Genomic DNA, 25,484 nt, shown 5'->3' with positions numbered 1-25,484 from the left:
ATCCCCCCCAGCGCTGTCGCCCCCACCCCCTGCCCGTAGCATGATCCCTCACCTCCAACTTCCCTGTATCTTTGGGGGCATCGAGTGAGGGTGGGGTTGGGACGCCAGTGTTGCCGCCTCATTCGCGGATCGAAATCCGTTCCCACAGCCTTCGGTGGCCCGATTGGGATCAGCGCCTCCCTTTCGCACTCCCCCTTTCAGTCCAATGACACTGCCTCGGCATACCTGCTGCGCGCCTGCCGCACCGCGTCATGGTTGATCGACGCCCACCGCACCAATCCCTCCATCTGTTCCATCAACGAGGCCCCCAGTGGGGTGAGGGTGTATTCGACCTTGGGGGGGACGGTGGGGTGGACGGTGCGGGTGACCATGCCGTCCTCCTCCAGACGCCTCAGGGTCTGGGCCAGCATCCGCTGCGAGATGTCGCCGATGGCCCGCTTGAGTTCGGTAAATCGCATTGTCCCCGGTTGCAGGGTATGCAGGACCAACACACTCCAACGGTCGCTGACCCGGTCGAGAACGTCACGAACCGGGCAGCGGTGAGACCAGTCGGCGCTGGCTTTGCAGGGGCGTAGAACCATTTCGGACTCCAAAGGTGACGTGGCGGTAACCAGGTGACTTTTTCCACCCTTCTTGCGGGTGGGATGTTGATCGGTATCTTGAAGGAACCAATCCTACTCAAGGAACCGATGGTTCCCAACCCCAAGGAGCAATCCATGAGCAGCGCATCCCCCTTCATCGTCATCACCGGCGCCGCCGGTCACCTCGGAACCCTGACCACCCAAGCGTTGCTCGACCGGGGGCTGTCCACCGACAAGCTGCGTCTGACCAGCCGCGATCCCGCCAAACTTGCCCCCTTTGCCGCGCAAGGGGCCGCCACCGTTCGGGCCGACTTCGGCGATGCTGCCAGCCTGGAGGCCGCTTTTGCTGGTGGTGAGGTGCTGCTGCTGATCTCGGGCGACGCCCCCAACGAGCTGCGCATCGCCCAGCACCGCGCCGCCATCGATGCTGCCAAGCACGCCGGGGTCAAGCGGGTGGTCTACACCAGCTTCAGCAATCCCAGTCCTGCGAGTTTGTTCACCTTTGGGGCGGTCCACGGCGACACCGAGGACTATCTGAAATCTTCGGGGCTCGACTACACCTTGATGCGCAACAACCAGTATTTCGAAAACCTCGACAGCGCCATCCCCCACGCCTTGGAGAGCGGCGTTCTGGCCCAGCCGGGGGCGACGGGCAAGGTCGCCTACATCGGGCGGGGTGACATCGCTCGGGCGTTGGCGACCGTGCTGACCGAGTCGGGGCACGAGGGCAAAACCTACGAAATCGCCGGAACCCGGGCGCTCGATTTGAGCGAGGTGGCGGCGGCGTTGTCGGCGGCCAGTGGCAAAACGATTCAGGCGGTCGATGCCGATCCCGAGCAGTTCGGCGCCATGCTCGCCCAGTTCGGCCTGCCTCCTTACCTGGTCGAGGCGCTTCTGGGGATGTACGCGGCGGTGGCGGCGGGGGAGATGGCGGCGACGTCGCACGATGCCGAGCGTTTGGCGGGCGGTGCGTTGATGGGGGTCGAGGAGTACGTGAAGCGGTTTGTATAAACGGAGGATGGTGATGGATGTGGCGGTCGGGTGGACGCGCTGACGCCGATCCGCCCGACCCCACGTTCATCGCGCCAACATTTCGGGGTGGAGCCGAGGGATGGGGCGCACCCATTTCGCACGGGTTACGTCCCCCAAGACGCACACACCGCAACCATAACCCCCAGCCAGAACAATGCGCCGATCCACCAGCTGATCTCTGAGAAAAAGGCCCAGCGGCTGCCCCGTTCGGTTTGGTAGAGGTCCCAACGGGGGCGATGTTTTCCAAAGCTCACGATGAACAGGATGATCTCGCCGGTCCAAATCAGCGGGGCCTCAAACAAACGCCAAAAGGCGGCGATGATGTCGTGTTCGGTCATGGCGCGGTCGGTCGGTCCGCCTCGAAGAGCATCCCCATCCCCGATTCAAAGACCTCGGCGTGGGCAATCCAAGGGACGGGCAGAAGCAGCAGGATCGAGAGGCGTCGGCGCATGGTGGAAGATTCCTTTCTTGGTCCGATGGTGGAGCGGGGCGTTGTTTAACCGTGTTTTGGGTTGACACCGACCAACGCCGTCCATCATTGGGGATCAATCTTCAACTCGATGCGGACGCGGTTGCAATGGCAATGGACGGGGCGGTTTTCCTGTCGGACCCCTTTTGTCGGGCTTCATCGACATCCACCTGTTCGAGGCACCGCTCGACTGGGACGGCCACCCCCTGAATGGTGGGAAAGGGTTGTCATTCGCCAAGAGCGATGGCACGTTGATAAACTCCGATGGACCCAACTGAATCACTCAGACACTGGAGGTTGAGATGCCCTCGTTTTTCCCTAGGAGTCTGTCGGGCTTGAGCGTCCGTAGCGAGCCGAGTGGGGAATCGAGGCCAAATTTTCACGGTTTTGAGGATCATAGTGGTGGCTATGTGACGAGAAACCGGGGGAATTTGGACCGATTACCCGCCGGCGCAGTAGGACGATCTCAAGTCCGACAGACTCCTAGATTGATCCCCGTAGTCGCGATGGCCGTACCCGCCCAAGTAGGTTTTGCTTCGGTTGAATCGGGAGGTTCGGCACCCAACACCCGATCTCCAAGAGGGGATCGCGTCCAACGCGCGGTCATACTCATCTCGATGTTGTTGGGGCTGTTCCAACCATTGTCGGCAGGGGCGGCGGATTCGGTCGTTTGGCAACAGGAGGCCGGCGTCTACCAGCAAGAGTTGGCAATGAAGCAAGGGTTGCAACAACAGGCCGAACGGTTGTTGCTGTCGGGGAAGTTCGCCGAGCTTGAGGCATTGGCTTCGAAATTCCGCGCTTCGAAGGAGATGTTTTCAGATGGGGAATGGAAGCTGAGTGTTTTTTACGACGGCATGTCGTACTACCTGCGCACCGCTTCCGAGGAGAACTGGGAACAACGGCTCAAGCGATTGAAGCAATGGGTTGCCGAAAACCCCGACTCGGTGACCGCACATGTGGCGCTTGCCGAGTGTGAGGTGGGGTACGCCTTTTTTGGACGCAGCTACGGTTGGTCCAAAGATGTGTCTCAGAGCCAGTGGCAGTTATTTGATGATCGATTGGAGGAGGCAACCCAGGCTTTGCTGGCTGTTCAAGAACATGGGACCCGTTGTCCCGGTTGGTTGGCGGCGTTCCAGCGCATCGCCCTTTCCGGATGGGAACGGGAACCCTATGAGCGGCTGTTTCAACAGGCCATTGCCAACGAGCCCACCTACACCGCCTACTATTTTCGCAAAGCATGGCATTTGATGCCGCGTTGGTTTGGAGAACCCGGAGAGTGGGAGGCATTTGCCGAGATCTCTGCGGATCGGTTGGGTGGGGTGGCGGGCGACATGCTCTATGCACGCATCGTGTGGTTCTTGGATCGACGCGGCCCGTACCACAATATGGCGCGCCAGCCAGAATCGATCGACTGGCCTCGTGTCCACCGTGGTCTGAAGGCCATCAAGAACGGTAGTGTGGCTGTATTGAGGTAACCACGAGTCGGGCGGGAACCCCGTGGCAGTGCGACGCCGGATCATCGATTGGCGTCCCAGGGGATTGCCATTCTCGCTTCACCCGGGAGTCCCCCTGCGGTTCACCCTTCCCTGAACCCTTTGTGTATTCCCGACCATTCCAGTTTGTTTTCAGGGGTTCATTCCTGTAGGGTCCGCGGCTTTTCTCCCGCCCCTATGAAGAAAGTCGGCAGCCCCATGTTTTCCCTGCGCGGTCACCACACCTCCCTCAAAGACGACATCCTCTCCGGCCTCACCGTCGCCCTGGCCCTGGTGCCCGAGGCGGTCGCATTTGCCTTCGTGGCCGGGGTCCACCCTTTGGTCGGCCTCTACGCCGCCGCCATGGTCGGGTTCATCACCGCCGCCATCGGCGGGCGTCCCGGCATGATTTCTGGAGCCACAGGGGCGCTGGCGGTGGTCATGGTCGAATTGGTCGCCTCCCACGGGGTTGAGTACCTCTTCGCCGCCGTGGTGCTGATGGGGGTCATTCAGATCGGCTTCGGGGTGCTGCGGCTGGGTAAATTCATCCGCATGGTGCCATACCCGGTGATGCTCGGCTTCGTCAACGGTCTGGCGCTGGTCATCTTTTTGGCGCAGCTCCAGCACTTTCAGGTGGAGGGTGCCGACGGGGTCCAACACTGGATGAGCGGCCCGGCGCTGGGGCTGATGCTGGGGCTGATCGCCCTGACCATGGCGATCATTCATTTTCTGCCCAAGCTGACCAAGGCGATCCCTTCATCCTTGGCGGCGATCATCGTGGTCACCGCTTTGGTGATGGGGCTGAACCTCGATGTGCGCTCGGTGGGCGACCTAGCCTCCATCGCCGGGGGGTTGCCCGAATTCCACATCCCCGCTGTGCCGCTGACCCTAGAAACCCTGTGGATCGTCCTGCCCTACAGCTTCATCTTCGCCATCATCGGGCTGATCGAGTCGCTTCTGACCATGACCCTGATCGACGAAATCACCGAAACCCGGGGGCGGGGCAACAAGGAGTGCATCGGACAGGGGAGCGCCAACGTGGTGACTGGCATGTTCGGCGGCATGGGGGGGTGCGCCATGATCGGGCAGTCGATGATCAACATCAGCTCAGGGGGACTTGGGCGGATGTCGGGGATCTCGGCGGCGGCGTTCCTCATGATCTTCATCCTCTTCGCCTCCTCGTTGATCGAGATGATTCCGCTGGCCGCCCTGATCGGGGTGATGTTCATCGTCGTGCTCGGCACCTTCGAGTGGGGCTCGTTCCGCCTGATCGGCAAGATCCCCCCCGCCGATACCTTCGTGGGGATTCTGGTCGCGGTGGTCACGGTGCTGACCGATCTGGCCATTGCGGTGATCGTCGGGGTGATCGTCTCGGCGCTGGTGTTTGCCTGGCAGGCGGCGCGGCGCATGGATGCCAAGGTTTACGACGCTGAGGACGGGGAGCGGGTCTACGAGCTGCAAGGGGGGCTGTTCTTCGCCTCGATCCACAACTTTGGCCTGCTCTTCGATCCCGCCGAGGATCCCGAGCGGGTGCGAATCGACTTCCGCCACACCCGGGTTTACGACCACTCCGGCATTGAGGCGATCGACAGCGTCGCTGAGCGCTACCGCAAGTTGGGCAAGACGATCCGTCTGACCCGCCTCAGCCCTGAATGTCGCGCCCTGCTCGAAAAATCGGGGGATTTGGTCGAGGTTGACATGCAGACCGACCCCCGTTACCGGGTGGCGAGCGACAGACTGGCCTGATTGATTTTTAGGGAAGCGCTGATTGGTTAGCGCTTCCGAGCGACCCACGGATGGGCCGCCACAGTGGTGCGCTGTCGTAGGAGGCGACCCCGTCGCCGAAGCAGCCACTTGAGGTTCGGCCACGGGGTGCCTCCTCGCGCAGTGGCGCCTGCGTCGGTCCAGGCCTGAGCCGAAGCCCCCATCCTGGCGTGTCATCCCAGCGCAGGCGGGGATCCCGCGGTCGCGGGGGCGACAGCGCTGGGTGGGATGGGGCCGCTGCGGGGGGCGGGACGCCATCGCGCCGAGGGCGGCGCTCCTACCACTCGCCTCAGGGCGACTATTTTTGGTTTTTGCGAAGCGTCGCTGAAAAAGGCAGGAGGCCTTTAATCAGCGTTTCCTTAAGGTGTTCCCACGCAGGGTGTTCGTGTCGGCTTTGGCAACAAAAAAAGGGCTTACGATTGCTCGTAAGCCCTTTTTTTGTTTGGTAGCGGCGCAGGGACTTGAACCCCGGACACGCGGATTATGATTCCGCTGCTCTAACCAACTGAGCTACGCCGCCACATCAATCCGTTTCGACTCGGGGAAGGAGGGTCGAACCGAAACGGGAGCGGGATTCTAGGAAGCAAGGACGGGAAGTCAACGGTCAAAAGCGAAAAAATCGAGGAAATCGGCGATGTCGTGACGTTCAACAGGAGTGCGGCGCTCAAGGGGGCGCTGTGTTCTCAGCGACCGGCATCAACCCCGGTGCGGGCAGCCCCAAATCCAGCACCTTTTGGGCAATGGCCAGGGCACGGTCCTTACCCTCGAAGGGACCCAGATAGATGCGGAATTGGGTTTGGTCGGTGCCGATGCGGCGAATTTGGGCCGGATACTGCTCTTGCAGCAACTTCGCTTGCAGATTCAAGGCGTTCTGGGGATAGAAGAAGGCGCCGGTTCGAGCCCAGAAATGGCCATCTTCCTCGGCGACCCAGACATCCTTGAGTTGACCCCCCATCTTGCGGATCTCGGCAGTGGCTTGGTCGGCTGCAGCCCGGCTGTTGTAGGGGCCGATGACGACCGCTTTAAGGGTGTTCTGCTCGACCACCGTCTCTACTTGGGGATCGAGCCCCACCTCGTGCAACCGGTCGACTAGGTGGTTCTTGGCGGCATCCAGGTGGTATTCGGCCACGAAAATGCGGTAGAGGCGATGGTCGGGTGGGGGTGGCGGGGGAGGGGGCTGCTGGAAGAGACCGCCGATGGCGGTGCTGCCCCCCCCTTGATGCTGCCACCACCAGCCCCCCCCCAGCGCTCCGGCACAGAGTAGGGTAACCAGCGCAAAGGTGGCGCGGGGGCTCATACTTCCGAGGTCTCCGGCAGCGGCAGGCCGAAATGGCGATGCCAGATCAAAACCAGCCCCGTCAAGGTCAGGTGGGGATCGTACAGGTCGATGGCGGGGCACAGCGGGGCCAAGGTGGCGCCCCACCCCCCCGTGGCGATCACCGGCAGCTTGTCGACCCCCAACTCGGCTTGAATACGGGCCAAAAGCCCCTCGATCAGCCCGGCGTAGCCGAGCAGCAGCCCCGAGCGGATGGCGTCGACCGTGTTGTGGCCGATGGCGCTGGGGGGTGGGGTCAACTCGACGGCGCTCAGGCGGGCCGCCCCTTGAAAGAGCGCCTTGGCCGAAAGCCCGATCCCCGGCGCGATGGCCCCCCCCCGGTAATTGCCCCCCTGGTCGACCACATCGAAGGTAATTGCGGTACCGAAATCGACCACCACCATGGGGAAGCCGACCCGGTCGACCCCCGCCACTGCGTTGACGATGCGGTCGGGACCGACCTCGCGGGGTTGGTCGACCTTGAGCGAGAGCCCGGTTTTAACCCCAGGCCCCACCACCAGAGGTTCTTTGTGGAAGAGCCGCTGCGCCAGCTCGACCGCCACCGGCACCATGGCGGGGACGACGCAGGTGATCGCCACCCCGTCGACCTCTCGGGCCGCCTGATCGAGGGTCATGATCGATTTGAGTAGGGCGATGTATTCGTCAGCGGTCCGCTCGGCCTTGGTTTCCATCCGCCATTCTCCCAGGGTTTGGCGACCGTGGGTCAGGCCGACCACCCAGTGGCTGTTGCCGATGTCGATGGCGATCAATAGGCCAGATCGTGCCACGTCAATTCCCCCGCTGAGATACGAACAAGATGGGCGTTTTCGTCGAGTAGGAGCAGGGCGCCGCCGGGATCGATCCCCACCACCGAGGCGATGTGTGTGGGATCGTTCTTGTCAAAACCGCTCACCCGTTGCCGCTCGATCCCGGCCCGATCCCACCACCCTTGGCGGATCGCCTCGAATCCGTGCTCCAGGTGCAGCAGATAGGCGGAGCGCAGTCGTTCTAGAAAAGCGATCAGCAGCTCAAGCCGGTCGATTTTGCGCCCCAACACCTGCGCAACGGTGACGGTGCGGCGCGTTAGATCGTCGGGTAAATCGTCGCTGCTGCCCAATACGTTGACCCCGAGCCCGATCACCACTCCGTGGATGCGATCGATCTCCGCCTCAAGCTCGGTGAGGATCCCGGCCAGTTTGCGTCCTTGCAGCATCAGGTCGTTGGGCCACTTGATTTTCAAATCGGGGGCCAGCGCCGGGGCGATGTCGCACAGGGCGTCGAAGAGGGCCACGGCGGTGGTCAGCGTTAGACTGGCCGCCTCGCCGGGGGGCCAGGGGGGGGTGAGGATCAGCGAGAAGGCGAGGTTGCGACCGGGGGGGGTGATCCAGGTGCGCCCGAGGCGCCCCCGCCCCGCCGTCTGCCGGTCGCTCAGCCACAGGCTCCATTCGGTTGGGTTGCCGTCGCGAATCGCCGCCATGGCGCTGGCGTTGGTCGAGGGGGTCTCTGCGGTGGCGACCACCGGCCCGAGCCAGGGCAGGCGCTGGGACAGGGTCGCCGCCGCCGTGATTGGATCGAGCCGTTCCCCGGCGCCGCCGTCGTCGACCCAGCGATAGCCGACCCCCGCCACGGCGTGGATGGTGTGGCCCCGGCGGCGCAGCGTTTCAATCGCCTGCCATACCCGCGCCCGGCTCACCCCGGCCACCGTCCCCAGCTCACCCCCGGAGCGGGGGCGATTGGCGGCCATGAGGGCGCCCAAAATGGTGGTCGCTAAGGCGTTATCGGGCATGGGGGGTCAGGGGTTGGGAGCATTGATGCGTAGCGATAGATCAAGCGCTGGGGCCGAGTGGGTCAGGGCGCCGCTGGAGATGTAATCGACCCCGGTTTCGGCGATGGCGCGGATGGTCGTTAGGGTAACGTTGCCGCTTGCCTCGACCTTGGCCCGCCCGCCGATCAAGCGCACCGCCTCGCGCATGGTCTCTAGATCCATATTGTCGAGCATGATGATCTCGGCCCCCGCTTCTAAGGCCTGCTCGACCTGCTCAATCTCGCCGCATTCGATTTCGACCTTGAGGGTGGTCGGAATACGGCCCCGCACGTGGGCCACCGCCTCGGCGATCCCCCCGGCGGCGGCGATGTGGTTGTCTTTAATCAACACCCCATCGAAGAGTCCCATGCGGTGGTTGAATCCCCCCCCGGCCCGTACCGCAGCCTTGGCCAGGGCACGCATTCCCGGCGCGGTTTTGCGGGTGTCGAGCAGTTTGGCGCCGGTTCCCGCGATGGCCTTCACCATCTGGTGGGTCAGGGTGGCGATGCCGCCGAGCATCATGGCACCGTTCAGGGCGGGCCGTTCGGCGACCAGGATCGAGGCTGCCTCCCCCTGCCACGAACACCAAATCGCCCCCGGCTGCAAGAAGTCGCCGTCGACCGCATGCCAGTCGATGGCGATGTCGGGGTCGACCTGACGGCAGACCGCCGCGATCCAGGCCGACCCGGCCACCACCCCCGCCTGCTTGACCACCAAATCGGCGCGGACGCAGCCGTGGGGGGTGGTGGCGCGGGTGGTCAGGTCGCCGGTGCCGACATCCTCCAGCACCGCCAGACGGGCGAGTTCTTCGATCAAGGGGTCGCGTAGGGTCATGGGGGCCTCGGATAGGGCAGGGTTATCGCGGCGGGGCGATGGGGTTTGAATCATCGCGCCGAGGGCGGCGCTCCTACGAATCTCGGAGCTGCGATTCAAGGGTTTGATGGACTACAGCCGCTCCAACTTTGCCAAAGACTCCCGCATCCCTGCCATCTCGGCCTCAAATTCGGCCAGCTTGCCCTCCTCTTTGGCCAGCACCTCGGGGGGGGCTTTGTCTCGGAAGTTGGGGTTGCTCAGTTTACCTGCGGTCCGCTCCAGCTCTTTTTGCAGCTTGCCCAGCTCCTTTTCGAGCCGCGCCCGCTCGGCAGCCACGTCGATCAACCCCGCCATGGGGATGGTGGTGGTCAGGTTGCCGAACTGGGCGACGCCACCCTCGGGGGTCTCTTCCAGTGAAGCGAAGCGCAGGGTTTCGAGCCGGGCCAGGGAGGCGATCAGGGCGATGTGGCCGGTCAGCAGCGCCTGCTGTGCCTCGTCGGCCCCGGCAAGGTAGGCCTCGACCTGCTTGCCGGGATTGACGTTCAGCTCGCCGCGGACGGTGCGGATGGCACCGACCACCCCCTGCACCAGGGCGATCTCGGTTTCGGCCTGCTCGTCGACGGCCCCCGCCGTCGGGAACGGTTCGGTCATCAAGAGCCGTCCGGTGGGGGTGTCGTATCCCCCCCGGTTTTCGGACCCGAAGCGGGTCCGTGCCACCGCCTGCCACAATTCCTCGGTCATGAAGGGCATGATCGGGTGGGCCAGACGCAGGATTTGTTCGAGCACATCGACAGCGGTGACGATGGCCGCCTCGGCCGCTTTGCCCCCTTCCGCCAGACGGGGCTTGCTTAGCTCGATGTACCAGTCGCAGAAGGTGCCCCAAACGAACTGATACAGATGATGGGCGGCGTCCGAGAAGCGGTACTCCTCGATCCCTTTTTCAACATCGATCACGGTGCGGGCCAGTTGCGAGACGATCCAGCGGTCGATGATGTGGTTGCTGCCCGCAGGCCCGGTGTTCTGCAGCTCGCCCGTGTGCATCAACACAAAGCGGGCGGCGTTCCAGATTTTGTTGACGAAGTTGCGGTAGCCCCCCACCCGGTTGAGATCGAAGCGCACGTCCCGCCCTTGGGTTGCCAAGGCAGCGAAGGTCATGCGCACGGCATCGGCGCCGAAGGAGGGGATCCCCTCCGGGAACTCCTTGCGGGTCGCCTTGGCGATCTTCTCGGCCTGCTTGGGGTTCATCAGATTGCCGGTCCGCTTGGCGACCAGCGCCTCCAACTCGATGCCGTCGATTAAATCGAGGGGATCGAGCACGTTCCCCTTCGATTTGCTCATCTTCTGCCCCTCGGCATCGCGCACCAGGCCGTGGATGTAGACCTTACGGAAGGGGACATCCCCCGCGAACTTGTTGCCCATCATGATCATCCGGGCGACCCAGAAGAAGATGATGTCGAAACCGGTCACCAGCACCGAAGTGGGGTAGAACTGCTCAAGTTCGGGGGTTTTGTCGGGCCAGCCCAGGGTGGTGAAAGGCCACAAAGCCGACGAGAACCAGGTGTCGAGCACGTCGTGGTCTCGCTCCAGCGTCACCGCCATGCCGTAGTGCTGCGCCGCCTTGTGGTGGGCCTCTTCGTCGCTGCGGGCGACGAAGACCTCCCCGTCGGGGCCGTACCAGGCTGGAACCTGATGCCCCCACCAAATCTGGCGGCTGATGCACCAGTCTTCGATGCGGTGCATCCAGTCGTAGTAGGTCTTGCTCCAGTTTTCGGGGACGAACTGGATCTGCCCGCTGTCGACCACCTTGATCGCCTTTTCGGCCAGCGGGCCGACCCGCACATACCATTGATCGGTCAGGTAGGGCTCGATCACCACCCCCGTGCGGTCGCCCCGGGGCACCATCAACTTGTGGGGTTCGATCTTTTCGAGCAGCCCTTCGGCGTCGAGGTCGGCGACGATCTTCTTGCGTGCCTCATAGCGGTCCAGCCCCCGGTATTGCTCGGGGGCGGCGTCGTTGATTTTGGCGTCTTCGGTGAAGATGTTGAGCAGATCCAGATCATGTCGTTTGCCGACCTGGTAGTCGTTGAAGTCGTGGGCCGGAGTGATCTTGACGCAGCCGGTTCCGAAGGTGGGATCGACGTAATCGTCGGCGATCACCGGGATGGTGCGACCGGTGAGCGGCAGGATGAGCCTGCGTCCGATCAAATCTTTGTAGCGCTCATCCTCGGGGCTAACCGCTACCGCCTGATCCCCCAGCATCGTCTCGGGTCGAGTGGTGGCGACCACCAGATAGCCGCTATCCCCCACGATGGGGTAACGCAGATGCCACATCGACCCCTGCTCCTCTTCGCTGATCACCTCCAGGTCGCTTACGGCGGTGCGCAAAACGGGGTCCCAGTTCACCAGCCGTTTGCCCCGGTAGATCAAATCCTCTTCGAAGAGGCTGACGAAGACCTCGACCACCGCTTGAGACAGCTCTTCGTCCATGGTGAAGCGCTCGCGCGACCAGTCGCAGGAGGCCCCCATACGGCGCAGCTGTTGTACGATGGTCCCCCCCGATTCCCCCTTCCACTGCCAAACCCGCTCGATGAAGGCGTGGCGCCCCAGGTCGTGGCGGGTACGTCCTTCCCCTTCGAGCTGGCGTTCCACCACGATCTGGGTGGCGATCCCAGCGTGGTCGGTCCCCGGCTGCCACAGGGCGGGACGCCCCTTCATGCGGTGGTAGCGGGTGAGGATGTCCATGATGGTGTCTTGGAAGGCGTGGCCCATGTGCAGGCTGCCGGTAACGTTCGGCGGCGGCAGCATGACGCAGAAGGGGTCGTCCCCCTCGCCTTTGGGGGCGAAGGCGCCCGAGGCCTCCCAAATCTGGTACCAGCGGGTTTCGGTGGGGCGGGGGTCGTAGGCTTTGTCAAGCTGGGCTGAGGACATGAGGATCTACCGTGTCGAGCCCCGTTAAGGGGGCGAAAAAGGCAATAAACGATTGGCTGGGAAAGTGACATCCGTGTGTCGGCGCCGCGCCGGGGGTGAAGGGTGCGACGCGGGGCGCAACGATACCGAAAGCGGCATGAAATGTTGAGCGGTTGTGCGGCGGATCCCACGTTCTACCGAAGGTTGCACCTAACATCGGGGGTGTTACCGTCTTACAGATGTTTTGACGTTTTCGATAATCGATGAGGGGGTTGCCGTGCAGACACGGGTTCTTTTGGTTGATGACGAACCCATGTTGCTGGAGTTGGGTAGGGAAATCCTCGAAAGCGACGGGTTTGAGGTCGAGGTGGCCGATGATGGGGCGGGGGCGCTGGCCTTGTTCAAGGCGGGTCGACCCTTCGATTTGGTGATTCTCGATTTTCATATGCCGGGTTTGAACGGTGTTGAGGTCGCCGAACAAATCCATGCATTGGCCCCCGTGTGCCCGGTGTTGCTGGTAACCGGCAGCGAGCCGCGCCGCGATGCCTTGGATCAGCCCCACCTCGGCTACCTGCTCAAGCCCTACACCTTTGCTACTCTGAAACAGGCGGTGCGCGATATTCTCGGGGGGACGGGCCGCTAGTCCGACGTCGCCATCATCCCAATAAAAAAGCCCGAACCGGCAGCCGGTTCGGGCTTTTTTGTTTTGGGCCTCAAAGCTGGCCAAAACGGCTCGGTCAGCGGATTTGAATCAAGGTCTCGTCGGGGTTAATGGCGTCGCCCACCTCAACGAAAATTTCTTCAACCTTGCCGTCGACGGCGGCGTGGATCTCGCTCTCCATCTTCATCGCCTCGATCACCAACACAGCATCGCCCGCCTTGACGCTATCGCCCACCGTCACCTTCACCGCAACCACGGTGCCGGGCATGGTGGCGCCGACATCGCCGTCGTGGCTGGGGCGGGGACGGCGGCTGGCGCCACCCTTGCGCTTCTTGGTGTCGACCTCGCCACCTTGGGAGGGGAGTACCTCGACCAACGGTTCGACCAGAACCTCTTCAAGCGCATCGTCGATGCGGATGAAATAGGGACGCAGATCGTTCTCTTTATGGCCGACGCCGGCCACCACCACATGGAAGGTTTCGCCATGCAGCGAGACGTTGAACTCGGTGGGGGCCAGGATTGGGGCGCCGGTACTGGTGGTTGCGCTCTTTTGGGGCTCTTCGAGGGGTTCGGGGCGGAAATGACCGCTGGCCCGCTCTTCGAAGTACTCCAGGGCGATCTGGGGGAACAGGGCGTAGGAGAGCACATCCTCGGTCGACCTGGCCCGGTCGCCCAACTCGCGGGTGAGCTTGTCCATCTCGGGCTCAAGCAGGTCGGCGGGACGGCAGGTCACCACCCCTTCGTCGCCAATCGCCTTCTTGCGCACCTCTTCGTCGATGATCCCCTGCGGTTTGCCGTACAGCCCCTTGAGGTAATTCTTGGTCTCGGTGGTGATGACCTTGTACTCCTCGCCGGTCAAAACGTTGAGCACCGCCTGGGTGCCGACGATCTGACTGGTGGGGGTGACCAAGGGGGGGTAGCCGAAGTCTTCACGCACCACCGGAATCTGGGCAAGTACCTCGTCCATGCGGTCGAGCGCCCCCTGTTCACGCAACTGGTTGGCCAGGTTGGAGATCATGCCGCCGGGGATCTGGTTGATGAGCACCCGGGGGTCGACCCCGTTGAAGGCGCTCTCGAACCGTTTGTAACGCTTACGCACCTGGCGGAAGTGATCGGCGATGGGCGACAACGAATCCAGTTTGATTCCGGTGGAGATGCCGGGGGTGCCGTTGATCGCCGCGACCATCGCCTCGGTGGTGGGGTGGGAGGTCCCCTCCGCCAGGGGGGAGATCGCCGTGTCCAGACCGTCGAGACCCGCCTCGATCCCCTTGAGCATGGTCATGGAGGCCATGCCGGAGGTGGCGTGGGAATGCAGATGTAGGGGAAGAGCGACCTTGCGCTTGATCTCAGAAACCAGATGAAAGGCGGTGTCGGGGTCGAGCAACCCGGCCATGTCTTTGATGACCAGCGATTGGCAGCCCATCTCGGCCAGGCGCTGGGCCTGTTCGACAAACAGAGCCGAGGTGTGGACCGGGCTGGTGGTGTAACTGATCGCCCCCTGGGCGTGGGCGCCGATGCGCACCGTATGTTCGATGGCGACCCGAACGTTTCTCAGGTCGTTCATGGCGTCGAAGATGCGGAAAACCCCCACCCCGTTGTGGGCAGCGCGGTCGATGAACTTGCGCAGCACATCGTCGGGGTAGTGGCGGTAGCCCAGGATGTTCTGACCGCGCAGCAGCATCTGAATCGGGGTCTTTTTCAGTCCCGCCTTGAGCTGGCGCAGCCGCTCCCACGGGTCCTCTTTGAGAAACCGCAGGCAGGTGTCGAAGGTGGCGCCGCCCCAGGCCTCGATGGACCAGTATCCGGCGCGGTCCATCTCTTCGAGGATGGGGAGCATGTCTTCGGTGCGCATGCGGGTGGCCAGCAGCGATTGGTGCGCGTCGCGTAGGGCGGTTTCCGTGATGCGAATGTTCCGGATGTCAGCCATGGAATCTCCAAAAACGATCAGCGTGTCCACGCAGTATTTGATATGGGTTATCGGGTGTTCTTTGAGGGACTGTTATCAGAGTCCGTGGTGGGCGCCGATGGTGGCCGAAATAATCAGGGCCAGATCCTCGCGGCTGAGTTTCTCTTTGTATTGGAGCAGCTCGGGATTGCTGTCGATGTACGAAGTATCGAAATCGCCCTGTTCGAACGCTTTGGTTTGCACGATCTGCCGGAAGTAGGGGATCGTGGTTTTTACCCCCCGGATCTCGAACTCATCCAGGGCTCGACGGCAGCGCCGAACGGTTTTTTCCCAAGTCATGCCCCAGATGGTCATTTTGGCGCACATCGAGTCGAAATAGGGGGTGATGGTAGAGCCGGGGTAGGCCGTGCCGTCGATCCGTACCCCCATGCCGCCCGGGGAGTGGTACCGGGAGATCTTGCCGGTCGAGGGGGTGAAATTGTTTTTGGGATCTTCGGCGTTGATGCGGAATTCAACCGCATGGCCCCGAATTTTAATGTCTTCCTGCTTGTAGGGCATGGGGACACCGGCGGCGATGCGGATCTGAAGCGCAACGATGTCGATCCCGGTAATCGCCTCGGTGACCGGATGCTCCACCTGAATCCGGGTGTTCATCTCCATGAAGTAGAAGTTCTTGTCCTTGTCGACCAAGAACTCAACGGTACCGGCGTTGCGATAATCGACCGCCTTGGCCACCTCGACGGCGCAGGCCCCCATCTTGGCCCGCAGTTCATCGTCGAGAAAAAGGCTGGGGGCGATCTCGATCAGCTTTTGATGGCGGCGCTGGATGGAACAATCGCGTTCGTACAGGTGGACCACGTTGCCGTGATGGTCGGCCATGATCTGAAATTCGATGTGGCGGGGGTTTTCGATGGCCTTCTCAAGGAAGATATCGGCCCGACCGAAGGCTGCCTGGGCCTCTGAGAGGACCCGCTCATAGTTGGCCCGCAATTCCTCGGCATCGGCACATTTGCGAATGCCTCGACCGCCGCCGCCACTGGTCGCCTTGAGCATGATCGGAAAGCCGACCTTTTCGGCCCACTGAACCGCCTCGTCGGCGCTGGCCAAGTTGTCCTCGGTGCCGGGAATGATCGGAATGCCGGCCTTAATCATCGTCTGCCGGGCGATGGTCTTGTCGCCCATGGCGGTGATGACCTCGGCATTGGGGCCGATGTAGGTGATCCCGTATTTGGCACACAGCTCGGGCAGCCGGGGATCCTCGGCCAAAAAGCCATAGCCCGGATGCAATGCGTCGCAGCGGGCCTCGCGGGCCAGCTCGACGATGCGGTAGGGATTTAAATAACCCTTAACCGGATGGTCCCCCAACAGGAAGGCTTGATCGGCCTTTTTGACATGCAGGGACAAACGATCCGGGGGGGTGTAGATGGCCACGGCTTCGATGTTGAGCTCTTTGCAGGCCCGGATGATGCGCGTGGCGATCTCGCCCCGATTGGCGACCAGGATTCGACGGAACACTCGAACTCCTTCAAGGAGGTTGTTGAACCGGAGGATGATTCTTTGGAACGACCGTGCAGGCTCCACGGGGCGAATCGAGCCATCCTTCGGGCCCCGAAAGAGGGCGGGATTATATCCATTTCACCGCGAAAGTAACGGGGGGGTGCGGTTCCCGGGGGTGGAGGCTGGCCCTTTGGGCGCGGTAGAGTCATCCTCAATCGGGTTCATTGCGGCCCCGAGTAGGGGGCGTACCAGAAACGCAAAGGGGTCACGATGGGATCGACTGGGCCAACAAACGCTCAATGGGGGCTGGTGGCGGGTGATGGCTGGGGGGCGCTGGCGGCGACCGCCGTGGTGTTGCCCCAGGCGATGGCTTTTGGGGTCACCCTGTTTGCCCCCACCGGGGTTGCGGCCGCCACGGGCGCTTTGGCGGGGCTGCTCAGTGCGGCGGTGCTTTGTGCGGTCTCGGGGCTGTTCCGAGGGACTCTGGGGCTGATTAGCGCCCCCACCGGTCCGACCTTGGTGTTGTTGGGTGGGGCGGTGGCGACCTTGATGGGGCTCGGTCTGACGGGACAACACCTTGCCACCGCGATTGCGGCGGTGCTGCTTTTGGCTGGGGTCTTCCAAATGTTGTTGGGGTTATCGGGGGGTGGGCGACTGATTAAGTTTATCCCCTTCCCGGTGGTCAACGGGTTCATCACGGGCTCGGCGATTCTGATGGTGCTCTCTCAGCTCGATCCGATGTTGGGCAAGGGGGGGGAGGGGGGGTGGAACGATTGGCGCTGGCTGCCCGCCCTCACCGCTGGGGTCACCCTGGCGGTGATGCTGCTCTTGCCGCGCTGGTTGAAGCAGATCCCCGGCTCTGTGGCCGGATTGGTGGTGGGAAGTTTGACCTTCCACGGTCTGGCCGCGTTTGGGCCGGGGGAGGTTCCCTTGGCCTGGGTGATCGGCTCTTTGCCGCCGTTGGGGGCGTTGGAGCTGCCCTGGCACCTGGGGGCGCTGTCGAGTTTGCCTTGGGGGGCGATCCTCGCCTCGGGGTTGGCGCTGGCGATCCTTGCCTCCCTCGATACCCTGCTGACCTCGGTGGTGGCCGATGTCGCCACCGGTACCCGCCATGACGCTCGCAGAGAGCTTGTAGGTCAGGGGCTTGGCCAAATGGTTAATTCGCTACTGGGCGGCATGGCGGGGGCGGGGACCACCGGGGCGACGGTGGTGGCGATTCGCAGTGGAGGCAGGCGCTGGGTCGGCCCGGTGACCGGGGCGACCTTTCTGGCAATGGTCCTCTTTTTTGCGCCGATCACTGCCCTGCTGCCGATCAGCGCCCTGGCCGGGATCATCCTGGGGGTCGCCTTGGGGTCGATGTTCAATGTCGATCTGTTTCGGTGGCTGCAACGTCGTCGCACCCGGATCGACGGTTTGGTGGCGTTGTTGGTCACTGGGGTGACGGTCGGGTACGACCTGATGGTGGCGGTCGGCTTCGGGGTAGCGCTGGCGGTAGTGCAGTTCGTCCGGCTTCAGGTGCAGGCGCCGGTGGTGATGCAGCGGATGACGGCAGCGGTGAGACCATCGCTGAAGCGCCGCACCCAGGAGCAGCGGACCGTGTTGGTCGAACAAGGGGGGCGCATCGTCCATTTTGCCCTGCGCGGCAATCTTTTTTTCGGCACCGCCGACAAGCTCCTCGAAGAGGTGCAAGACGACCTCGACGGCCCCAATTGGATGATCCTTGACATGGAGCGGGTCGATCAGGTCGATCTGACCGCAATGCGCATCCTCGATCAGATGGCGGGGCGGCTGCGCGATCACGGAGGCGAGCTGATTTTTGCCAACCTGCACAAACAGGTGGGGATGGGGCGCAAGGGGGGCAAGGCGTTGGCCAAAATCAACCCGGCGGGGGCGGGCAAGAGGGCCAGGACCTTCATCGACGCCGACGAGGCGCTCGAATACGCCGAGGACAAACTCTTTGCCGAGGCGGGGTTGATCACCCACACCAAGGGGGAGGCGATGCCGATTCAAGAGCACCCCCTGTGTTCCGGGTTGGGGGATCGGGGGGTGGCGTTGTTGTCCCAGGTGTTGGAGCGGCGCACGGTTCCCCCCAGAACCAAGCTATTTAAGGCGGGGGACGAAGAGGACGCCCTCTACATGGTGGTGCGTGGCGAAGTCGACATCATCTTGCCAACCACCTCCCACCATCACCGTCGTTTGGCGACCTTCGGCCCCGGCACTTTCTTCGGAGAGGTCGCTTTTCTTGATCCCGGCCCTCGCACCGCCGACGCGGTGGCCACCCAGGAGTGTGAACTGTTGGTGCTCGATCAGCAGGGGTTCAATCGCCTGCTCCAGGTCGACCAAAATGCCGGGATGGCGCTGTTGCAGGCGTTGAGCCGAGAGTTGGGGCAGCATCTGCGCTGGGCTGATCGGGAGATCCACCAACTGGCGCTACATTGATGGTTTTTCTAGGAGTCTGTCGGGCTTGAGCGTCCGTAGCGAGCCGAGTGGGGAATGAGGATCATAGTGGTGGCTATGTGACGAAAAACCGGGGAAATTTGGACCGATTACCCGCCGGCGCAGTAGGACGATCTCAAGTCCGACAGACTCCTAGGTTCCCCCCGGGCTGGCTTGACCCTCAAAGGGCTTTGTGTACCATTCGCCCCGCTTTGAGGTCGTTGGCTTGGCGGCAAGGGTCATCGGGCGCTTCGAAGCGGCGCGTGCCTCTACTTTGTACAGAGGGGTGCGGGTGGAAGGGGGTCGACCCGCCCGGTCGGTTCTCTGAATGAATCGGAAGCTTCCCAATGAAGCGGCCCCACCTAGGGCCGCTTTTTCTTTTTTATTGGCTTTGTTCATCAGGGTTGAGCGCATGGGACTTCCGGTGGAAGAACGCATTATGGCGTTGGCTCAGCCGGTGGCCGAGGGTCTCGGTCTGGAAATCTGGTCGGTGGAATTGCGGCGGGATCGAGGCGGAGCTCATTTGCTCATCGTGGCCGACCGCCCCGGCGGTGGTATCGGTTTCGACGATCTGACCAGTCTGTCCCGCGAGCTGTCGGTACTGTTCGATGTCGAAGATCCGATCTCAAGCCGCTACAACCTGGAGGTCTCCTCCCCCGGTTTGACCCGCCCCCTGAAAAAGTGGGAAGACTGGATCCGGGCGGTGGGGCGGATGGTGGTGGTGGTTCTGCATGAGCCGCTGGCCGGAAAAAACAAAATCCGGGGACGGATTGAGGCGGCGGTCGATGGACAGATCACCCTGCTCCCCGATACCGGGGAAGAGGCGCTGATCCTCGGGTTCGGCGCGGTGGCGAAAGCCAAGCTCGACCTGGATTAAATTCGGCCCCCGAGGGGGGCGCCCTTTAGGTTTGCATTGATACGATGGCGTGGCGGCCTAAGTCCGCGCCGAACAGTTTCGATAAGGAGTCATCCCGAGATGAACGGTGATCTGCTGCGCCAGGTGGACGCCCTTTCCAGGGAAAAAGGGATCGACAAAGAGTCGGTCTTCCGCGCCCTTGAAATGGGTTTGACCACCGCCGCCCGCAAACGGGTGGGTCCCGGCCGTCCTGTGGAGGCCAAACTCGACCGTATGAACGGTCAGCTGACCTATTTCGAGCGCTGGAGGGTGGTCGACGAGGTCGAATTCCCCGACGAGGAGCTTGAGCTCGACGCCGCCCTTGCGATCAGCGATGCGGCCGAGGTCGGGGGCGAGGTCCACAAGGTCATCACCGTAACCTCCCTGGGCAAAGACCTGGGTCGGATCGAGGCGCAGACCGTCAAACAGGTGCTGCTGCAACGGGTCCGCGAGGCCGAGCGCGACCGGGTCGTCTCCGACTTCACCCCCCGTATCGGCGAGGTGGTCACCGGCGTGGTGAAGCGGGTCGATCATCGCGGCATTATGGTCGACATCGGTCGCATCGAGGCGATTGTCGAGCCCGACGATTTGATCCCCCGCGACAGCTTCCGACAGGGTGACCGCATCCGCGCCTTGATCGCCCGGGTGAAGCGGACCCAGAAGGGGCCGCAGATTTTTCTCTCCCGCACCCACAACAACTTCCTGGTCCGTCTCTACGAGATGGAGGTCCCCGAGATCCGCGAAGGGTTCGTGCAGATCAAGGCGGTCGCTCGCGATCCGGGTCGGCGCGCCAAGATGGCGGTCTTCACCCCCGAGCGCGGCATCGACCCCATCGGCGCCTGCATCGGTCCACGCGGCAGCCGTGTCCAGGCGGTGGTGGGCGAGCTGCAAGGGGAGCGGATCGACATCATCGAATGGAGCGGCGACGCCGCCGCCTTTGTCCTCAACGCCATGGCCCCCGCCGAGGTGGTCAAGGTGGTGGTCGACGAGGACGAACACGCCATGGAGGTCGTGGTGACCGAGGAGCAATACCCCATCGCCATTGGCCGTGGCGGCCAGAACGTCAATCTCGCCTCCAAATTGACTGGCTGGCGCCTCGATGTCCTCACCGAGGACGAGGCGGTGGCTCAGCAAGAGGAGGAGATCGGGACCATGATCCAGACCTTCATCGACGCTTTGCAGGTCGACGAGGAGCTGGCTCTGGTGCTGGTCGAGGAGGGTTTCCATACCATCGAAGAGATTGCCTACGTCCCCATGGAGGAGATGATGGCCATCGAGGGGATGGAGGAGGAGATCGCCAGCGAACTGCGCAACCGGGCGCGTGACTTCTTGCTGGTCGATGCCCTGCGCCGCGAAGAAAAACTGCGCGACCTGGGGGTCGCCCCCGCATTGATTGAGATGGAGGGGATGACCGAAGAGGTCGCCGTCGCCGTCGGTCAGGCCGGGGTTAAAGATGTCGACGATCTTGCCGAACTGGCGGTCGACGAACTGATGGAGATGGTCCCCGGCATGAAACGGGCGCAGGCCTCCCGTTTGATTATGAAGGCCCGCGAGTCCTGGTTCACCGAGGATGAACGGGGGCAAGAGGAAGAAGCGGCCCAATCCTGATGGCCCCGGAGCGAACCTGTGTGGTTTGCCGTGAGGTGTTCGAGCCCGAGGCGCTGATGCGCTTTGTGCAAGGGCCTGAGGGGCGGTTGGTGTGGGATCGGTTTCACCGTCTGCCAGGGCGCGGCGCTTGGCTGTGCCTTTCGCCCGAGTGCTGGGCTCAGGCCCATAAGCGCAACCCCTTTCCCCGTGGCCTCAAAGGGCCCGCGACCCCCGACTGGGGGCAGCTCGAATCCCTGCGCAGCCAGACGGCGCTTGAAGGCTGGGACGGCTGGATGGGATTGGCGGTGAAGGCGGGCGCCCTGAAGATGGGGGGAGACGAGGTGGAGCAGTGGTTGCGCCAGGGGGGCGGTGCAGGTGGCGCGGTGGTCGTTGCTTGCGACGCTGCCGGGCGCATGTGGCATCGCTTTGAAAAGGCGTCGGATCAATCCGGGGTTGCCCTGTTGCTAGGCCCCCCCGCCGAAAGAATGGGGCTGGTGCTCGATCGCGGTCGATTGGCGGTGGTGGGGGTCGAATCGACCTTCCTCGGGCAGGCTCGTCGTTGTACGGCTCTGGGGTTGTGGAGCCGGGAAAGCAGCGCCGAATAAGACGGCGCGGCATTGGTTTCGTTGGATCATCGGTGGTCCCGGGTGGGACCCCGTCGGTTCACCCCCAAGGGGTGGACAGCCGGTCCGGCGATCGGCATATCTATTGTGTTTAGTGGAACTTGGTTTGGAGGCGTCACATGAGTCACGTGCGGGTCAGCGATCTGGCACGGCAACTGGGGATGGACAGCGAACGTCTGCTGCGCCAGCTCAAGCGAGCTGAAGTCGATGTGGACGACGAGACCTCCCTGGTGAGCGATGAGGACAAGCACCGCCTTCTGGCCTTGTTGCGCCAAGAGGAGGGGCGTCCCGAGGCTGGCGGCGATGTGGCAGCGCCGACCAAGATCACCCTAAAACGCAAGGTGCGTAGCGACGAAATCCGCCAGAGTCTGGCGGGGGGTCGCTCCCGCTCGGTTCAGGTCGAGGTCCGCAAAAAGCGCACCTTCGTCCGCCCCGAAGATGCCAAACACGAGGCGAAGGGTGAGGAGCCGATCGACGAGGTCGTGACCCCAGCACCGGTCCCAACCGCCTCGGTGGTGGAGGCAGCGCCGGTCGAGCCTACGGTCGAAACCAAGGTTGAGGCCACCCCGGCAGCCCCCGAGGTTGTCCAGGGTCAGCCCGAGGCGCCGGTCGAGGTTGCACCTCCCGTGTCCGGACCCGAATCCGAGGTGGTCGCCCCCGTCGAGAAGACCCCCGTGGTGGAGCCCCAAGCGGTTGCGCCCAAGGTTGCCGAGGCCAAGAAAGTGGCATCCGTGGCCGAGAAGCCCAAGGAACAGCCCAAGCCCGCCAACAAGGGCAAAGACAAAAAAGACGAGAAGAAAGCGCCGGTCGAGACCGGGGCAAAGGGTGCCGCCGTCCCCGCCGCTCCGAGTCAGGCCGAGAAGGCCAAAGCCAAAGCCGATGCCGAGGCCAGCGCCCCCAATTTGGGGCCGACCCTGGGGATCTTCCGTCCCAAACTGATCAAAAAAGCGGCCCCTAAGCCCGAGCCCGCCAAGAAGGCCGAGCCGGAGAGCCGTTCCCGTCCCGGCAAGCAGCCGACGGCCGATCGTCCCCCCCGTCCCGAACGGACCGCCGCCCCTGCCGCTCCCGGTGCGACCCAACCGGCAGCCCCCGGCGGCGCCCCGACCGACGACCGCAGTCGCCGCAAAAAGGGACGCAAAGAAAAGGACCGTTTCCGCGACGAGGTGGGTGGGCGTGGTTTGGCCGGGCGCAAGAAGGTTGCTGCCCCCATTGCGACCCAAGTGATTGCCCGTGAGGTCAAGATTCCGGAGGCGATCACCGTGTCCGAGTTGGCCAAGCGGATGGGGGTCAAGGCGGGCGATGTGGTCAAGCAGCTGTTCATGATGGGGACCATGGTCACCATCAATCAGACCCTCGACGCCGAGACCGCTCAGATCGTGGTCGAAGAGATGGGCCACAAAGCGGTCATGGTGCTCGACAGTTTGGTCGAAGAAGAGCTGGGGCTTGCCGAGGACCGCGAAGAGGACCTCGAAACCCGTCCCCCGGTGGTCACCGTCATGGGCCACGTCGATCACGGCAAAACCAGCTTGCTCGACGCCATCCGCTCGGCCGACGTCGCCTCCCGCGAGGCGGGCGGCATCACCCAGCACATCGGCGCCTACGTTGTGCACCTTGAGGATGGTCGTCAGATCACCTTCCTCGATACCCCCGGTCACGAGGCTTTCACCTCGATGCGTGCCCGCGGCGCCAAGGTCACCGACGTGGTGATCCTGGTGGTGGCGGCCGACGACGGGGTCATGCCCCAGACGGTTGAGGCGATCCACCATGCTCGGGCCGCCGAGGTTCCCATCGTGGTGGCGGTCAACAAGATGGACAAACCGGGCGCCAACCCCGAGAAGGTGACCCAGCAACTGGCCGACAACGGTCTGGTTTCCGAGGAGTGGGGTGGCGACACCATGTTTGTCCAGGTTTCGGCCAAACAACGGATGAACATCGACGCCTTGCTTGAGGGGGTGTTGCTGCAATCCGACGTGCTTGACCTTAAGGCCAACCCCACCGGTCCGGCCCGTGGTGTGGTCATCGAGGCGCGGCTCGACCGGGGTCGCGGCGCCGTGGCCACCATTTTGGTGGAGCGCGGCACCCTTAAACCGGGCGATTTCTACGTCATGGGACGCGAGTACGGTCGCGTGCGCACCATGATCGACGAACATGGCAAAGATGTACTCAGCGCCACCCCGGCCCACCCGGTCGAGGTGACCGGTTTGTCGGGTGTGCCCCACGCCGGCGACGAATTCATCGTGGTCGAGTCGGAGCGCAAAGCCCGCGAGGTCGCCAACTTCCGCCAGGGCAAGTACAAAGAGATCCAGCTTTCCAAGAAGGTCCACGCCTCTTTGGAAGACATCTTCTCCCAGGTGCAGGAGGGGGGTGCGGTCGACCTCAGCCTCATCGTCAAGGCCGACGTCCAGGGTTCGGTGGAGGCGCTGCGCGATGCCTTCGAGAAACTTTCGACCGACAAGGTCAAGGTCAAGGTCATCCACTCGGGTGTCGGCGGCATCGTCGAATCGGACGCCCTGCTGGCGGCTGCCTCGAACGGCATCATCATCGGCTTCAACACCCGGGTGAATCCCAAGGTGCAGCCGGTGATCGACCGCGAAGGGGTCGACGTTCGCTACTACAGCATCATTTACGATGCGGTTAATGAGATCCGCGAGGCGATGTCGGGGCTGCTGGCCCCCATCAAGAAGGAGCGGATTATCGGTTACGCCGAGGTGCGCGATCTCTTCCAGGTGCCCAAGATGGGGACCATCGCCGGCTCCTACGTCACCAAGGGGGTCGTGCAACGCAATGCCGGAATCCGGGTGCTGCGCGACGACGTGGTGGTCTACGAAGGCAAGCTCTTCTCGCTGCGCCGTTTCAAGGACGACGTCAAAGAGGTGCGCGAGAGTTACGAGTGCGGTATCGGCATCGAGAACTACAACGACCTACGGGTCGGGGATGTGATCGAGTGCTACGTGGTCGAGGAGACCGCTGCCACCGTGGCCGATCTGTAAGAGACCGCCCTGATTGCCTTTTTCGCGGATCGACAACCTACCTGAAGGGACCCTCGACGCCGATGTTTGGGTCGCCGTGGTGTCCCTTCATTTGCCTGAGGCCCAGTCGCTCAAGGGGCGTCGGGCGCTGGTCCATCCCATCGTGGAACGGGCCGCCAAAGCTGGTTTTGCCGCCGCCGACCTTAGCAAGGGGGATCGCTGGCAGCGGGCCGAGTTGGCATTTGCCGCCGTCGGTCGTCCCGGCTCGGGCCTGAAGGACCGTCTGTCGCTGTTTGTCGACGATCTGTCTCGGGATCCCCGGTTGGCATTGCTCGACGTGGCCTTGGAGGAGCGATGAAACGACCGGTTAAACGGGCTTTCCCCCGTGCGCGACGCATTGAGGCGGCCATCCGAGACTCGGTGGCTTCCATGGTGCTCAAAGGTGAATTGAAAGACCCCAGGTTGAAGCAAATTGTCATTTCCGGGGTTGAGGTCAGCCGCGATCTTCAGGTCGCCACGATCTACTTCATCGTGTTGGGGGAGCGCGATCAGGGGGTGTTGGCCGAACAGCGCAAGGCGCTGGGCCATGCCGCCGGGTACATTCAACGCCGTCTGGCCCATGAGCTTGAACTGCGCCGCGCCCCCGAACTGCGCTTTTTAGTGGATGAGTCCTTCGAGCAGGGATCGCGGATCGACGAGCTTTTGAGGAACCTGTGAACGCCGTCGCCAAGATTCTCCCTCTGCCCGCTTGCC

Annotated in this window: 20 protein-coding genes and 1 tRNA gene; 11 read left to right on the top strand and 10 right to left on the bottom strand. The window is 63.1% G+C overall.

Annotation, left to right across the window (positions count from 1 at the left end; genetic code table 11):
- Window positions 1-197 precede the first annotated feature (197 nt).
- Entirely contained in the window at window positions 198-581 is a 384-nt protein-coding gene (locus tag AUJ55_11045; GenBank protein ID OIO55079.1) for a transcriptional regulator, read from the bottom strand.
- Between the two features lie 135 nt (window positions 582-716).
- On the opposite strand from AUJ55_11045, the gene AUJ55_11040 reads away from it, so the two are divergent.
- Entirely contained in the window at window positions 717-1,592 is an 876-nt protein-coding gene (locus tag AUJ55_11040; protein OIO55083.1) for a hypothetical protein, read from the top strand.
- A 125-nt stretch (window positions 1,593-1,717) separates the two neighbouring features.
- Here AUJ55_11040 and AUJ55_11035 read toward each other — a convergent pair whose 3' ends face one another.
- Entirely contained in the window at window positions 1,718-1,951 is a 234-nt protein-coding gene (locus AUJ55_11035) for a hypothetical protein (protein ID OIO55078.1), read from the bottom strand.
- A gap of 748 nt (window positions 1,952-2,699) precedes the next feature.
- Here AUJ55_11035 and AUJ55_11030 point away from each other — a divergent pair.
- Window positions 2,700-3,557, top strand: a complete 858-nt coding sequence (locus AUJ55_11030; GenBank protein OIO55077.1) for a hypothetical protein — start codon at window positions 2,700-2,702, stop codon at window positions 3,555-3,557.
- A 216-nt stretch (window positions 3,558-3,773) separates the two neighbouring features.
- A complete protein-coding gene (locus AUJ55_11025; GenBank protein ID OIO55076.1) occupies window positions 3,774-5,300 on the top strand; it encodes a sodium-independent anion transporter in 1,527 nt (508 codons plus the stop codon).
- A 461-nt stretch (window positions 5,301-5,761) separates the two neighbouring features.
- Here AUJ55_11025 and AUJ55_11020 read toward each other — a convergent pair.
- The 6 genes from AUJ55_11020 to AUJ55_10995 form a co-directional block, all read right to left on the bottom strand.
- Window positions 5,762-5,838, bottom strand: a tRNA-Met gene (locus tag AUJ55_11020).
- A 144-nt stretch (window positions 5,839-5,982) separates the two neighbouring features.
- The gene (locus tag AUJ55_11015; GenBank protein OIO55075.1) at window positions 5,983-6,615 is read right to left on the bottom strand and encodes a hypothetical protein; all 633 of its coding nucleotides are present in this window, start codon (window positions 6,613-6,615) and stop codon (window positions 5,983-5,985) included.
- Window positions 6,612-7,421 carry a hypothetical protein gene (locus AUJ55_11010; GenBank protein OIO55074.1) on the bottom strand — a complete coding sequence of 270 codons (810 nt, stop codon included), beginning with the start codon at window positions 7,419-7,421 and terminating at the stop codon, window positions 6,612-6,614. Before AUJ55_11010 ends, AUJ55_11015 begins: the two co-directional genes overlap by 4 nt.
- The gene (locus tag AUJ55_11005; GenBank protein OIO55073.1) at window positions 7,400-8,419 is read right to left on the bottom strand and encodes a biotin--[acetyl-CoA-carboxylase] ligase; all 1,020 of its coding nucleotides are present in this window, start codon (window positions 8,417-8,419) and stop codon (window positions 7,400-7,402) included. The genes AUJ55_11010 and AUJ55_11005 overlap by 22 nt, the downstream gene beginning before the upstream one ends.
- 6 nt (window positions 8,420-8,425) lie before the next feature.
- Window positions 8,426-9,271, bottom strand: coding sequence for a nicotinate-nucleotide diphosphorylase (carboxylating) (locus AUJ55_11000; protein OIO55082.1), 846 nt, complete (start codon window positions 9,269-9,271; stop codon window positions 8,426-8,428).
- A gap of 111 nt (window positions 9,272-9,382) precedes the next feature.
- Window positions 9,383-12,178: a valine--tRNA ligase gene (locus AUJ55_10995; GenBank protein ID OIO55072.1), complete on the bottom strand. Its 2,796-nt coding sequence runs from the start codon at window positions 12,176-12,178 to the stop codon at window positions 9,383-9,385.
- Window positions 12,179-12,434: 256 nt separating this feature from the next.
- Here AUJ55_10995 and AUJ55_10990 point away from each other — a divergent pair, with 256 nt between their 5' ends.
- Window positions 12,435-12,800, top strand: coding sequence for a hypothetical protein (locus AUJ55_10990; protein OIO55071.1), 366 nt, complete (start codon window positions 12,435-12,437; stop codon window positions 12,798-12,800).
- A gap of 94 nt (window positions 12,801-12,894) precedes the next feature.
- On the opposite strand, the gene AUJ55_10985 is transcribed toward AUJ55_10990, so the two are convergent.
- Window positions 12,895-14,745, bottom strand: coding sequence for an oxaloacetate decarboxylase subunit alpha (locus tag AUJ55_10985; GenBank protein ID OIO55070.1), 1,851 nt, complete (start codon window positions 14,743-14,745; stop codon window positions 12,895-12,897).
- Between the two features lie 75 nt (window positions 14,746-14,820).
- Entirely contained in the window at window positions 14,821-16,239 is a 1,419-nt protein-coding gene (locus tag AUJ55_10980) for a pyruvate carboxylase subunit A (protein ID OIO55069.1), read from the bottom strand.
- A gap of 252 nt (window positions 16,240-16,491) precedes the next feature.
- On the opposite strand from AUJ55_10980, the gene AUJ55_10975 reads away from it, so the two are divergent.
- From AUJ55_10975 to AUJ55_10945, 7 genes are all read left to right on the top strand, one after another.
- Complete coding sequence (locus AUJ55_10975) at window positions 16,492-18,660, top strand: hypothetical protein (protein OIO55068.1); 2,169 nt, start codon at window positions 16,492-16,494, stop codon at window positions 18,658-18,660.
- Window positions 18,661-19,069: 409 nt separating this feature from the next.
- Complete coding sequence (locus AUJ55_10970) at window positions 19,070-19,534, top strand: hypothetical protein (GenBank protein OIO55081.1); 465 nt, start codon at window positions 19,070-19,072, stop codon at window positions 19,532-19,534.
- A 99-nt stretch (window positions 19,535-19,633) separates the two neighbouring features.
- Window positions 19,634-21,160, top strand: a complete 1,527-nt coding sequence (locus AUJ55_10965; protein ID OIO55067.1) for a hypothetical protein — start codon at window positions 19,634-19,636, stop codon at window positions 21,158-21,160.
- A complete protein-coding gene (locus AUJ55_10960) occupies window positions 21,160-21,744 on the top strand; it encodes a hypothetical protein (GenBank protein ID OIO55066.1) in 585 nt (194 codons plus the stop codon). The genes AUJ55_10965 and AUJ55_10960 overlap by 1 nt, the downstream gene beginning before the upstream one ends.
- Before the next feature lie 137 nt (window positions 21,745-21,881).
- Entirely contained in the window at window positions 21,882-24,752 is a 2,871-nt protein-coding gene (locus AUJ55_10955) for a translation initiation factor IF-2 (GenBank protein ID OIO55065.1), read from the top strand.
- Window positions 24,753-24,765: 13 nt separating this feature from the next.
- Complete coding sequence (locus AUJ55_10950; protein ID OIO55064.1) at window positions 24,766-25,089, top strand: hypothetical protein; 324 nt, start codon at window positions 24,766-24,768, stop codon at window positions 25,087-25,089.
- Window positions 25,086-25,448: a ribosome-binding factor A gene (locus AUJ55_10945; GenBank protein ID OIO55063.1), complete on the top strand. Its 363-nt coding sequence runs from the start codon at window positions 25,086-25,088 to the stop codon at window positions 25,446-25,448. Before AUJ55_10950 ends, AUJ55_10945 begins: the two co-directional genes overlap by 4 nt.
- The last annotated feature ends 36 nt before the right edge of the window (window positions 25,449-25,484 follow it).

This window comes from Proteobacteria bacterium CG1_02_64_396 (assembly GCA_001872725.1).
Lineage (GTDB): Bacteria > Pseudomonadota > MNWR01 > CG1-02-64-396 > CG1-02-64-396 > CG1-02-64-396.
This window is presented reverse-complemented; position numbering and strand designations above follow the sequence as displayed.

Coding starts and splice junctions, on each gene's coding strand:
- AUJ55_10985 (OIO55070.1), bottom strand. CDS start 14,745: ATGGCTGACATCCGGAACATTCGCATCACGGAAACCGCCCTACGCGAC.
- AUJ55_11000 (OIO55082.1), bottom strand. CDS start 9,271: ATGACCCTACGCGACCCCTTGATCGAAGAACTCGCCCGTCTGGCGGTG.
- AUJ55_10955 (OIO55065.1), top strand. CDS start 21,882: ATGAGTCACGTGCGGGTCAGCGATCTGGCACGGCAACTGGGGATGGAC.
- AUJ55_10975 (OIO55068.1), top strand. CDS start 16,492: ATGGGATCGACTGGGCCAACAAACGCTCAATGGGGGCTGGTGGCGGGT.
- AUJ55_11025 (OIO55076.1), top strand. CDS start 3,774: ATGTTTTCCCTGCGCGGTCACCACACCTCCCTCAAAGACGACATCCTC.
- AUJ55_10995 (OIO55072.1), bottom strand. CDS start 12,178: ATGTCCTCAGCCCAGCTTGACAAAGCCTACGACCCCCGCCCCACCGAA.
- AUJ55_11045 (OIO55079.1), bottom strand. CDS start 581: ATGGTTCTACGCCCCTGCAAAGCCAGCGCCGACTGGTCTCACCGCTGC.
- AUJ55_10970 (OIO55081.1), top strand. CDS start 19,070: ATGGGACTTCCGGTGGAAGAACGCATTATGGCGTTGGCTCAGCCGGTG.
- AUJ55_11005 (OIO55073.1), bottom strand. CDS start 8,419: ATGCCCGATAACGCCTTAGCGACCACCATTTTGGGCGCCCTCATGGCC.
- AUJ55_10960 (OIO55066.1), top strand. CDS start 21,160: ATGGCCCCGGAGCGAACCTGTGTGGTTTGCCGTGAGGTGTTCGAGCCC.
- AUJ55_11015 (OIO55075.1), bottom strand. CDS start 6,615: ATGAGCCCCCGCGCCACCTTTGCGCTGGTTACCCTACTCTGTGCCGGA.
- AUJ55_10965 (OIO55067.1), top strand. CDS start 19,634: ATGAACGGTGATCTGCTGCGCCAGGTGGACGCCCTTTCCAGGGAAAAA.
- AUJ55_10945 (OIO55063.1), top strand. CDS start 25,086: ATGAAACGACCGGTTAAACGGGCTTTCCCCCGTGCGCGACGCATTGAG.
- AUJ55_11040 (OIO55083.1), top strand. CDS start 717: ATGAGCAGCGCATCCCCCTTCATCGTCATCACCGGCGCCGCCGGTCAC.
- AUJ55_11030 (OIO55077.1), top strand. CDS start 2,700: ATGTTGTTGGGGCTGTTCCAACCATTGTCGGCAGGGGCGGCGGATTCG.
- AUJ55_11035 (OIO55078.1), bottom strand. CDS start 1,951: ATGACCGAACACGACATCATCGCCGCCTTTTGGCGTTTGTTTGAGGCC.